The organism is Bradyrhizobium elkanii WSM2783, assembly GCF_000472865.1.
GTDB classification, from domain to species: domain Bacteria; phylum Pseudomonadota; class Alphaproteobacteria; order Rhizobiales; family Xanthobacteraceae; genus Bradyrhizobium; species Bradyrhizobium elkanii_A.
On the sequence record NZ_AXAP01000147.1, the window covers coordinates 1 to 10,687 of the forward strand.

The 10,687-nt window shown below is 59.6% G+C and carries 11 protein-coding genes and 1 pseudogene; 7 read left to right on the forward strand and 5 right to left on the reverse strand.

Going from position 1 to position 10,687, the window contains the following annotated elements:
* Nucleotides 1-249, forward strand: a pseudogene (locus YY7_RS55775) (IS256 family transposase); the annotation flags it as partial.
* A 383-nt stretch (nt 250-632) separates the two neighbouring features.
* Here YY7_RS55775 and YY7_RS55780 read toward each other — a convergent pair.
* Both YY7_RS55780 and YY7_RS0147805 read right to left on the reverse strand, forming a co-directional pair.
* Complete coding sequence (locus YY7_RS55780; RefSeq protein WP_080664192.1) at nt 633-1,121, reverse strand: HPP family protein; 489 nt, start codon at nt 1,119-1,121, stop codon at nt 633-635.
* A gap of 256 nt (nt 1,122-1,377) precedes the next feature.
* Nucleotides 1,378-2,262, reverse strand: a complete 885-nt coding sequence (locus YY7_RS0147805) for a haloalkane dehalogenase (RefSeq protein ID WP_028169179.1) — start codon at nt 2,260-2,262, stop codon at nt 1,378-1,380.
* Nucleotides 2,263-2,936: 674 nt separating this feature from the next.
* Here YY7_RS0147805 and YY7_RS0147810 point away from each other — a divergent pair.
* The 5 genes from YY7_RS0147810 (at nt 2,937) to YY7_RS55795 (ending at nt 5,881) form a co-directional block, all read left to right on the forward strand.
* Complete coding sequence (locus YY7_RS0147810; RefSeq protein ID WP_028169180.1) at nt 2,937-3,680, forward strand: GntR family transcriptional regulator; 744 nt, start codon at nt 2,937-2,939, stop codon at nt 3,678-3,680.
* Nucleotides 3,681-3,752: 72 nt separating this feature from the next.
* Nucleotides 3,753-4,205 (forward strand): hypothetical protein, encoded by a 453-nt coding sequence (locus YY7_RS57355; RefSeq protein ID WP_051397348.1) that lies wholly within the window; start codon nt 3,753-3,755, stop codon nt 4,203-4,205.
* The gene (locus YY7_RS55790) at nt 4,202-4,900 is read left to right on the forward strand and encodes a sigma-70 family RNA polymerase sigma factor (protein ID WP_245287693.1); all 699 of its coding nucleotides are present in this window, start codon (nt 4,202-4,204) and stop codon (nt 4,898-4,900) included. Before YY7_RS57355 ends, YY7_RS55790 begins: the two co-directional genes overlap by 4 nt.
* A 78-nt stretch (nt 4,901-4,978) precedes the next feature.
* On the forward strand, nt 4,979-5,170 hold the full coding sequence (locus YY7_RS0147825) for a hypothetical protein (protein ID WP_028169181.1): 192 nt from the start codon (nt 4,979-4,981) through the stop codon (nt 5,168-5,170).
* A gap of 57 nt (nt 5,171-5,227) precedes the next feature.
* Nucleotides 5,228-5,881 (forward strand): TMEM175 family protein, encoded by a 654-nt coding sequence (locus tag YY7_RS55795; protein WP_080664194.1) that lies wholly within the window; start codon nt 5,228-5,230, stop codon nt 5,879-5,881.
* A gap of 514 nt (nt 5,882-6,395) precedes the next feature.
* On the opposite strand, the gene YY7_RS0147835 is transcribed toward YY7_RS55795, so the two are convergent.
* Genes YY7_RS0147835 through YY7_RS55800 form a run of 3 tightly spaced genes read right to left on the reverse strand, consistent with a single transcriptional unit; the run spans nt 6,396 to nt 9,625 of the window.
* Entirely contained in the window at nt 6,396-6,851 is a 456-nt protein-coding gene (locus YY7_RS0147835) for a VOC family protein (protein ID WP_035693022.1), read from the reverse strand.
* A gap of 47 nt (nt 6,852-6,898) precedes the next feature.
* On the reverse strand, nt 6,899-8,662 hold the full coding sequence (locus tag YY7_RS0147840; RefSeq protein ID WP_028169183.1) for an MOSC and FAD-binding oxidoreductase domain-containing protein: 1,764 nt from the start codon (nt 8,660-8,662) through the stop codon (nt 6,899-6,901).
* A gap of 45 nt (nt 8,663-8,707) precedes the next feature.
* Nucleotides 8,708-9,625: a DUF427 domain-containing protein gene (locus YY7_RS55800; RefSeq protein ID WP_035693013.1), complete on the reverse strand. Its 918-nt coding sequence runs from the start codon at nt 9,623-9,625 to the stop codon at nt 8,708-8,710.
* 820 nt (nt 9,626-10,445) lie between these two features.
* Here YY7_RS55800 and YY7_RS59760 point away from each other — a divergent pair.
* Nucleotides 10,446-10,687, forward strand: a 242-nt coding sequence (locus tag YY7_RS59760; protein ID WP_196237449.1) for a helix-turn-helix domain-containing protein, incomplete at its 3' end; no start/stop codon positions are given.

The following is a 10,687-nucleotide window of genomic DNA, read 5'->3' on the forward strand; positions in this document are numbered from 1 at the left end:
CATTGGGACCACCTGCGCACATCCAACCCGATCGAAAGCGTCTTCGCCACAGTCCGCCACCGGACCGTCCGCTCCAAGGGAAGCCTGTCGCACAAGACGGCAAGGCTCATGGTCTTCAAGCTCGTCATGAGCGCCGCCAAAACCTGGCGCCGGCTGAAGGGCGAAAATCAGTTGCCAAGGGTCATTGCCGGCGTCAAATTTACCGACGGCGTCGCAGAATCGACGACGCCAGCTAACCGCGCCGCCTGATCGGCCCCATCACCCAATTTCGGCCATAGCTCCCGGATGACTCGCGGCAAACAGATGGGCCATTAGCCGATGCCTGGATGCCTGCTGTAAAGGCTCGTTTAAATTGTATGCGCGGCTGCGAAGCTACCACACAAGAGCCTAATGGACACACTCGTGTCGAATCTACACCGAAAGATCAGGGCCTCGGCGGCTCTGGCGCCGCTACTCGGCAACAGCCCGTAGCTAACAGAAGCCGGACGATCCAATGTGGCACGGTTCTTCGATCAGACCTTCGAGTGACACCACCCAATGACATGTCTCAAGAACCAAAAGCGGCGGCTTAGCTTGCGAGATCGTTAGGCGACATTTGGCATCACCTTTCGCCGCAATAAGGCATGTGAAGGTCACCACCACCGGGCGGGCCAGCCATGGCCTCCGTTAGCGTATCGCGTGAGGATATTGTTCCAAGCAAAAGCAAACGTCGCGAGCAGCATGGCGCCTATGCCAACGGGCACGACCAGAAAGCTCCAGGACATGTTGTCGACCACAACGACCAGCGGATCGATGCCGGCGGGCGGATGAAACGTGCCGGTCAGATGCATTGCCACGATTGCCAGACCAACTGCGACGGCGGCGGCCCACAGCGCGGGGCCGCATAATTTCACAACCAGTAGTCCCGCCAGCGTGGAGACAAGATGACTGCCGATAAGCGCGCGGGGTTGCGCCGGTTCTGCTTTTGGTGAGCCTAGCACGGTCACGATCGATGTCGCGAATGGAATCGCGAAGAGCGGAAATGTGCTCTCAATGGAGAACGCCTCCATATTTCCGATTGCTATTGCGCTCCCCCCCCCCGCTCCGGCGAGGATGCCAAGTAATTGAGATCGGTCGGGCATCTAAACCTGTTTTCTAGATCACCCCTGGCTTCAGCGTCGGCTGAGCATGTTCGTGTTGGAGTTCAATCATGGCCAGATAAGTTGGCCGACGCGCGGCCGTTATGCTGGGCGCCCTGCTCCCTTGAGGTACGCCAAATCGAGCAGTCGCAACTCGGGCTTCTAGAGCGTCAGCCAGTTACGTCGCGTTCTTTTTGACGTGCACAACCGGAGGCATCTGTAATCGTTCAGAGTCCGATGATCTTCAGATAATTGCACTCTATAACTTCGCCATCCAGTCGGCGATGGCCCTCCCGATCTCGTCCGGCGAATCCTCCTGGACGAAATGGCGCCCTGCGACCGTCACCTCGGTCTGCGCCGGGAAGCTGCGGGCCAAGTCGAGAACCGCGCCATGGGCGAGGATCCCGCCAGGCTCGGCCTTCAAGAATAACTTGGGTACATTGCTCGTGCCCAGCCAGTCCGCGTAAGCGGCTGCGATCGCAGCCACGTCGGCGGGCTGGCCCTCGATGGGGATCTGCCGGGGCCATGTCAGCGTCGGCCGTCGTCCCTCGCCGGGTTCGGCGAACGGCCGTCGGTACTCCGCCATCTCCTCGGCGGAGAGGGTGCGCAGGATGGCCGCCGGCAGGATCTTCTCGATGAAAAAGTTGTCTCGCAGGACCATCGTCTCGCCGGCCTCGGAACGCAACCCCTCCAGGGCGGCTCGCATTCCAAACTTGTCCCAGTGGTCCCAGTTCTGCGGCCCCACGATCGCCTCCATGTACGCGATAGCCTTCACAGCTTCGCGGTGGCGGTTGGCCCAGTCGAAGCCGAGCGCTGACCCCCAGTCATGGATGACGAGAGTGACCCGCTCGTGCACATCCAGACTCTCGAGCAGGGCTTCCAAGTAACGGCGGTGCTCAACGAAGCGATACGAGCCGGGTCCACTGTCAGGCAATTTGTCGGAATCGCCCATGCCGATCAGGTCGGGGGCGATGCAGCGGCCTAGTGGCTCCAAATGCGGTAGCACGTTGCGCCAAAGATACGACGACGTGGGATTGCCGTGCAGCAGCACGACCGGGTCGCCCTTTCCCGCCTCCACATACGCCATCTCACTGCCGAGGACCGTTCGTCGCTTCTTTTTGTACGGGAATGCCGCCGAGATCATGCTTGCTTCTCCTGTATTGGCCAACCAAGAAAGGCTTGCCGAGTTGCCGGCGTGTTACGTGTCGCGTCTCCATCTCCCGCCGCCCTGCGTCATCTCTGACCGATACTTCGTCAGCCGTCCGAGATCAGTTACAGGCATGGAGCTCACGTTGCCGTGAAAGCAAGGAAAGGCAACTGGCGGTGACGTCGACAAGACGCTTGCGCGACGGCCGACCGCCTTGCGCGTAACGGCCTCGCCAACCGCAGGTGCGGGCCAATGGCCTACGGTCGGCCTACCACGCGCTAGGTTGCGGCTGCAGCTAATGGCTGAGCGGTGGAAGCCCCTGGCGACTGTGCAGCGGCGAGCATCTTGGATATCCAGACGAGTGTGGAGCGCTCCCAGGCTTTCCGGCCTGAGCATGCGTTCTGGCGAAGCGCAATTGATGGGATAGCCGTCGTCCGTGTCGATGAAATCGACCCCCGCATCTGTAGCCTTTGAGAGGATCTCATGGGCTGCGGGTTCTTGGGTCTGCTTGCCGAAAGTCGCTGTTCCGACAGACAGGCGCGAGACCGTTATACTTGTGCTGTCAAATTGAGAGTATTTCACCAGCAGCGTGCACCTAAATCTGTCGGCCGAAAACCCGAGGCTACAGGCAAACAGTTGACAACAGGACGTCCGGACGTCATGATGTCCTGGTGAGCTTGAGCATTGACGCTATACCTCTTTATGCGCAAGTCGCGTCGGCGCTGGCGTCCGACATTGCTGCCGGCGTCTTGAGGCCTGGAGCGCAGCTTCCTTCGGAGGAGGGTCTGATCGATCGATTCGGCGTCAGCCGAGCGACTGTGCGGAAAGCTGTGGAGCACCTTATGGCTCGTGGGTTGGTCGAAATCCGACGTGGCAGGGGCACGTTTGTCAGCGAGCCGAAAGTTAGACAAGAGCTCACAGAACTCAGCGGTTTCGTGGAGGATATGGTCGCGCTTGGCCGCAACCCGACAGCTCGTCTCATTGACAAGCGACCCATTGTTGCTGGCAACATAGTCGCTCAGCATCTCGGCGTAGCGCCGGGCACTAAGGTTTATCGGATCAAGCGCGTCCGGATAGCCGACGGCGTGGCAATGTCGTTCGATGAAACGTATTTGCCGCTGGAGATCGGAAAGAAGATTGTCAAGAATGACTTAGAGGCTGAGCCGATCTTTGCGTTGCTTGAGGGTAAGTACGGTGTCCCTTTGATCAACGCCGAATACCAGCTGGAAGCTGTAACGGCTGAGGAGGAGGTTGCCAGCGCGCTAGGCGTAGCAATCGGGAGTGCCATCTTTCTGGTTGAGCGCACCTCATATACCGAAGGGCTTAGACCGATCGATTACGAGAAGCTCTACTACCGTGGGGACTTGATAAAGTTCGTCACTCGGCTATCTCGGCGTCCTCGTGCGCGGACTTAGCCGAGGTACCGAGCGCGGAAATAGCAATCGCCTGATAAGTTTTGTCGCTGCCGTTACCACGAGCGCCGCGCGATGATGTTTGAGGTAAAAACATCAGAATTGGAGCTGATCGCCAAAGCGTTTCAGACGATCTCGAAAGAGACCAGCTACGAAGGACTGGCTAAGGCTCTTCTTAACGCCGCACTCGGCTATTCGGGCGCAGGCCGAGGCGCTGTATTGCTGAGCGAAAGCGGCGAACCGCTCACCAAGGCCGATGCGAGCTTTCCTCGTGAGAAGGCAAGTTTTTTTTCCTCGCAACCTACGATCAGCGAATTCCGGTTGCCGGCAGACCTCAGCAAGATGGCGCTTACCCTCACACGAAAGCTGCGCGAGCAAAGCATCCTGACAGCAGTCATCCTCATTACGGCCCTCTCTGAGACGCACTTGGACACAGAAGCCATCTCAGTCGGCACGAAGTGCCTTTTCAGAAAGCCGTTCGACGCCAATGCCCTTCTTGAGTGGGTCGAGAGGAGCCAGTGCGAATGAACGCCTTGCCTGATCGGATCATTGGTTCCTCGGGAGCCTCCTTGCCGCAGCGCCGTAGCAAAGCTGCACAAAGCTCCTTGTCACCTGGTTTCCTAATTGGCGCGCCCAAAAAGGCAAAAGCAGCTTCGCAGGCCGAAAACTTTGATGCACGGTTCAGGCGATGGGGGCGGCTGATGGCCGCTGGGCAAGATGGTGATAGCCACGCCTACGAGCAGCTAATTAGAGAATTGGACGTCTGGCTGCGTCGTTACTACGCACGGCGACTTCCGCACCCCGCATCTGAAGATGCGAGACAAGATGCTCTTCTCGCGATCCATTCCAAACGACATACATACGCACCGCCGAGATCGTTCGGTGCGTGGGCCATGGCGATTGCACGTTACAAGTGGATCGATCGTGTTCGCGACGCGTCTCGATTCTCCGCACTACCGCTCGACGACAAGATACCGATCGAGGATCACGGTGAAAGCGCGATCAGCGCCGTCGCGGTGGACGACCTGCTTGGCCGGCTGAAACCTGCGGAGGCCAGCGTAATCCGTCTTGTGAAGTTGAAGGGGCTTAGCATCGAACGCGCATCTGGTGTAACCGGGCAATCCGCGGCGCTCGTTAAGATCAACATCCATCGAGGGTTAAAGAAGCTGACCGCGTTGGTCAACTGCAACGCCGTTGTGGCAGGCCCGAGAGAGATCGCATGAAGTCCATGATGAGAAGCGCGATGACCGATTTGCTGGTAGGATTGGTCTCGAAGAGGCCCCTCGATATATGGACTTCCGATGGGCACCATGCTGTGTGGCGCTCCAATTTTCGACGATGGTCTCGCCACCGTGGAATGCAAGGCTAAGGAAATGGTGTCGCGCTGTGATGACGCTATCATCATCGATCGCGTTCGTTCGGCGCTTACTTTCCAGGCTCCTTCTCGTTTTTTTTCGCCGGAAGGCGACTGTTACCCGCTTATGGACCAATGACTCCCTGGAGCTTGCTCGGTTCAAAACCGAGAATGAAACTACATAGAGGAGAAAGAGATGATTGCGCGAGAGTCGAAGCCGGACCGGCTGAACGCGTTGTCAGACGCAGTATTCGCGGTCATCATTACGATCCTTGTACTTGAATTGAAAGCTCCTCACGCCTGGACTCTGAAGGCTCTTATTTCGTTGTGGCCTAGTGCGGTGAGTTACGCCGTGAGCTATTTCTTCATCGCAATCGTTTGGATTAATCATCACCATCTGTTGCAGTACGCAAACATTGCGACAGGCCGCCTGATTTGGGTAAACTTTGCCCATTTATTCTCGGTCTCGCTTATGCCGTTCTCAACTGCCTGGATCGCGCAAACGGAGCTCGCTGCAATTCCCGTTTCATTCTATGCAGGCGTCCTCGTATTCGTGAACGCGACCTACGTGCTCTTGTGCATGGAAGCCATCGACCGGCCTCAAAGTGAGGAAGTGCCAGCCCACGCGCGAAAGATCATGCGCGTGCGCTCATTCATAACTACAGGACTTTTTGCTTCGGCTGCTCTTGTAGCACTTGAGTACCCGATCGGCGGCATGGTCCTGATTTGTGTCTGTCTGCTTATCTACGTCCGCCCGGAGGTGCGCACCGCCACGTCAAGGCACGATCGATCGGATATGGGCCGAGGCGAGCGATCGCCAGCAGATATTGCGGGACCACCAATCGCCTAACAGGATCCCTGTCCTCGATGGAGGCCGCAGACCCCGGGGCCGGCCGGTAGCGACAATGGGTTGGACTGGGGCTAGGCACTGATTTTGGCTTCTCGAGGAACCGTTAGAATGGTCAAGCCGCTTGCGTAGAGAGCTCCGCAAGAGATCGATGCGCCGGCTCTCGAGAGCAGAGCGGACGGTGATCGCGCTAGGTCGGACGAAACTTTGCACGAATATGTTCACCGGGCGCGTGGCCAGAATGGGCCGTAGACTTTGAGAAGTTAGGTCAGAAGAACGGACGATTTCGAGACTGCCAGAGCCCGATCCGAACGCGGGCGCGGTCCGATTGCGGTTGGCGAATGGTTGGCGGCGCTCGGAGAGTGAGCCATCCAAAAGTGTCGGAACGATAGGCGCCAGAGCAGCCGCGCTGCAATTCCGCTGTGATCTCCGGAGAGCAACGAGAGGACGGCAAGATTTCACGGCCGAAACCTAGAGCTTCCGAAACGATGCTTGAGACACCGAACCTCCATACATTTCAGAAATCACGGTAACCGCGTTCCTGCAACACCCAGCTGTTGCCGTCCGGATCCGAGAAGTCGGCGAAGCTGGCGTAGTCCTTGCGCGCGGGGTCGAGCCCGGGTGCGAAACTTCCGTCCCAGGCATCAACGGGCGTCTTGTGGCGGATCGCGCCAACTGCGACCCCGCGTTCGAGCAGACGGCTCCGCGCAGCCTCAAGGTCGGTCACGACGAGATAGACGTTGCGAAGTGATCCGGCGGGCGCGTCGGTAAGTCCCCTGCCGATCTGTATCGAGCAGCTGGAGCCTGGCGGAGTGAGCTGCACGACGCGGAACGCGTAGTTCGGCGAATAATCGACGTCGAGCGCGAAGCCCACTTGGTCGACATAGAACCGCAGCGCTCGATCGACATCGCTCACCGGCAACGTGATCACCTCGACCGAGAACTTCGGGACCGCTCCGCTGATCGCGTTCATCGTACCTCTCTCCTCGTCTTCGACCCGATATGCGCTGCCCTCGGCGTTCATAAGTCGATGACGACGTCACCAACCGGTTGTGAGCAGCAAACCAGAACGTTGCCATCGGCAGGCTTATCGAGTGGCTCCGGTCCATAGGCGACCGCGCCCGAAACCAAACCGCTTTCACAGTTGTGACAAACACCGGTCCGGCACGACCAACGAACCGGGACATCGCATGCCTCGGCCAGCTCCAAAATGCTCTGATAGGCTGACGCCTTCCAGTGGGCGGCAACGCCACTTCGCGCGAACGATACCAGCGGACCGGTGTTGGCGTCGTCCGCCGGCAGATGAGGCGCTCGCATCGCTGCGCCGACGACGCCGGGAGTCATCGACTCGCTGCCGTTGAAAATCTCGACATGAACCCGCTCCGGCGGCATGCCAAACGCCGCGAGCGCCGCTTTCATGTCCGCCATGAAACGGGTCGGCCCACAGAGGTAGACATCCGCCTCTCGCGGGATGCCGACCTCCTCGAAGACCGATTGCGACAGATGACCGGCTGCGTCGAAGTCCTCGCCCATCCTATCGCGCGAGCCCGGCCTGCTGTAGCACACATAGCTGCGGCTGCGGGCGAGCCCGAGCATGAGGCGGCGGACTTCGGCGGCAAACGGATGATGCTGTCGGTCGCGAGCCGTATGCAGCCACAAGACTTGACGTGGCGAGCGGGCCTCCGCCAACGCGTGCAGCATCGCCAGAACGGGCGTCGCTCCGATTCCCGCGCTAAGCAACACCACGGGCTGCTCCCCGGACTCCAGAATGAAGCTTCCACGCGGTGAGCTGACCTCGAGAACGTCGCCCACCTGGAGATGCTCGCGCAGGTAGGTTCCAGCCGCACCATTCGGCTCGATCTTCACGCTGATGCGATAGCGCTCCGTCGAAGGGGAACCGGAGAGGGAGTAGCTGCGAAAGAGTGGCGGGCCGCCGCCGTTCGGTCGAAGACGCAAGACGACGTACTGACCTGGCAAAGCCGGCGGCAGCGGCCGAACGTCCGGATCCTGCATCAACAGGGAGAGCACGTCCGCGGACTCCTGATCAATCGCCACGACGGCGAGTGACCGAAATCCAGGTGCGACGGGATGTGCGGCTGCTGCCGGCGCAAGCCCCGCGTTGCCACTCCCCGTGGCAGCCGTTTGGCTCTGCAGTAATGCCTCAAACGACCAGCGCCATCCGGGCGAAAGCGCCTCGATGCGCAAGGCGCGCTCCAATCGGTCGCGCGGGTGATTGGGCGAATAGAGAAGCGCGTTGATCTCCGCGACCGTCATTCGCTCGTTCGCCTCGCCCACCTTCACGATTTCGTCGCCGGCGCCCACCTCGCCCTCCTGCAGGACGCGGAAGTAGAAGCCCGGCCGTCCGCTGGATGTCAGCAAAGCCGGCATCCGTGGCTCGTTCGTGCGAATGCCCACGCGATAACAGGTCACGCGAGGCTGAGTGACCTCGAACAGCGCCGCGCCGATCTGATAGCGATCGCCGATGCACACGGCGTCGTCGGGCAACCCATCGATCGTGAAATTTTCGCCGAACTGTCCGTGGACGAAGTCGGTCCGCTTCAGCTGATCCCGCCAGTAGCGATACGATTCGATCTGGTAGACGAAGACGGCTCGCTGCTCACCTCCGTGGCCGCTCAGGTCCCCCTGACCGTCTCCGTCCAGATTCAACCGGCCTACGCGGCAGTGGCCGGTTACCGGATTTTTCCAGATCGCGGTGTGCACAGTGCGACCGTTCCACTTGACATCGCGCGGAAGCCCGACGTTCACCGACAGTAATCGCGCCATGTCCCGCTTCGCTTTGATAGAGATTGATAGGGACCGGAAGTTTTCCTAGCTACTCGCAGCCGATGCGGGGCCGCTGTCGGGTGACCGATCATCGCCGTTTGCAGGGCGGACTACCTCGGTGACGTCGAGGTTGCGGTCGGGGCCATGCGGAACCACGGTCTGGCCCGGCTCAAGGTGGAGCTGGGTGCCGTTAAGATGGACCGTGACGATGTCCGGTTCGAACGACACCAGGTTGGAGATGCGGCGCACCTCGGGATAGGCATCGGGATAGAACCAGGCTGCCTGGCGTGCGTCACCGATGCTGTAGTAGCTGCACAGTCCCTTGTATGGGCAGAAAGTCTGGAGTTTCACGGGAGTGAGGGCGGACTCATCGATGTCGGCGCGTGGAACGTACCAGCGCGGCGCGAAACCGGACTCGTAGAGGACCACCGGCCGCTTGGTGTCGGCGATGATCCGGTCGCCATAGCGAACGACGAGGTTCCGGGAGGCTTGGCGAATGTCGATGCGGTGGTAGGGGTCAGCGGCATGGCCCACGATTCGCTCGTCTTCTTCGTAGAACGCGTCCATGGCCCGCCAGGCGAACGCGACGCGTGCCTGCAGTTCGCTCGCGTGAGCTGGCAGACTGGTGTGCTGCCACGCCCCTCGCGGCACGGCGTTTTGCTCGTCCGCCCGGACGCTGTACCAGGACGTGAGTCCGAGATCAGCGTGTTGGGTGGTGTGCTCGGTGCGCTCCAGGACGTTTCGAGAAACATCGTTCTCAGGGAAGTAGGCTACCGGATAGCGGCCGGGCTCGAAGAGCAGCAGGACATTCTCGCTATCGGCGATCCATCTTCCGGCGAAACGCACGCGCATGCGCCGACGCAAACGCTCCACGTACAACAATCGCTTGGGCAGCGGTTCGGGCACGAGGAACCGGCCAAATGCTCCCGTTGAGAGCGGACCTTGTTGCCAGGACAGTCCCACTGCTCTCTCCCTATAGGTTTGATGATCGAGGCCGGCGATCTCCGAGTTCCTCGCCGGCCGGCGCCCTCGGTGTGCGCGTCACCTCGCTGATGCAATCCGACGAGATTATATTCGTGGGTGATGCAGGTTTGGTTACAGCTTCGGAGCCTACTACATGAGGAAGTTAGGGGACTTGCCGCCACTGGAGATCTCGACCTGCATCCGCTCGGGCGCAGTTCAGGCTTCCGGGTACCTTCTGACGGAATTCGAACGGTTTGGAGTCCTATCGAAAGCTGACGACATATCAGCAACGATCTCGGCGCACCTGCGCAGGTCGGCCTCATCGTAAGTGAACGAGAGGATCATAAGCTCGTCGGCTACCGTCGCGGATAGCAAGCTTTCTATCTTGCGGTATACGGTTTCGCGTGATCCGCCGATGGCAAACGGAAGGACTTGGTCAAGACGCGCTCGTTCTTCGGCGTTAAGCGAGGCTGCTAAATCGCGAGCGGGCGGGACCAGCGGCATGTTTTTATCACGCATCGAGCCGACTACAATTTGCTATTGATGTATGGAGATAATGCGCCATGTCGTCGCTTTCCGCCGCAATACCCAGCGCACTGATCACGATAGGGACGGCTACGAACAGCGGACGGTATACAATTCGAACGATAGGCTTTGACCGCTCTGTCGAGCACCTTGTGCCCAATGTGGGTAGCGAATACGAAAGGCATTCCCAAGTAACCCAGCCTGTTTGGCGGAAAAAGTCGGACGATCCTAGTCATCTGGAACGCAAGTTCGTCACATTATATGATGGCTCGATTCTCTGTAGAGGAGAGCGCTTGTGGCGAATACAGGTGTTAGAGGCCGGCCAATCGAGCCGTTGGTGCTGAGTCCGCAAGAGCGAGCATATTTAGAGAGGCAGGTTCGTCGTTATCGTGTGGCCCGGTCGCTATCTGAGCGGTGCCGCGCGATCCTACGGTGCGCAGATGGCTTGCCAAGCAAATCTGTGGCTGCCGAACTTGGCATCCATGAACACACCGTTGGCAAGTGGCGCCGCCGATTCTTGAAGGATCGCTGTGATGG

What these genes read in the sequence shown, in the direction of transcription:
- YY7_RS55780 (WP_080664192.1), bottom strand. Translation starts at nt 1,121, where the DNA reads ATGCCCGACCGATCTCAATTACTTGGCATCCTCGCCGGAGCGGGGGGG.
- YY7_RS0147805 (WP_028169179.1), bottom strand. Translation starts at nt 2,262, where the DNA reads ATGATCTCGGCGGCATTCCCGTACAAAAAGAAGCGACGAACGGTCCTC.
- YY7_RS57355 (WP_051397348.1), top strand. Translation starts at nt 3,753, where the DNA reads ATGATGTTTGAGGTAAAAACATCAGAATTGGAGCTGATCGCCAAAGCG.
- YY7_RS55790 (WP_245287693.1), top strand. Translation starts at nt 4,202, where the DNA reads ATGAACGCCTTGCCTGATCGGATCATTGGTTCCTCGGGAGCCTCCTTG.
- YY7_RS0147825 (WP_028169181.1), top strand. Translation starts at nt 4,979, where the DNA reads ATGGGCACCATGCTGTGTGGCGCTCCAATTTTCGACGATGGTCTCGCC.
- YY7_RS55795 (WP_080664194.1), top strand. Translation starts at nt 5,228, where the DNA reads ATGATTGCGCGAGAGTCGAAGCCGGACCGGCTGAACGCGTTGTCAGAC.
- YY7_RS0147835 (WP_035693022.1), bottom strand. Translation starts at nt 6,851, where the DNA reads ATGAACGCGATCAGCGGAGCGGTCCCGAAGTTCTCGGTCGAGGTGATC.
- YY7_RS0147840 (WP_028169183.1), bottom strand. Translation starts at nt 8,662, where the DNA reads ATGGCGCGATTACTGTCGGTGAACGTCGGGCTTCCGCGCGATGTCAAG.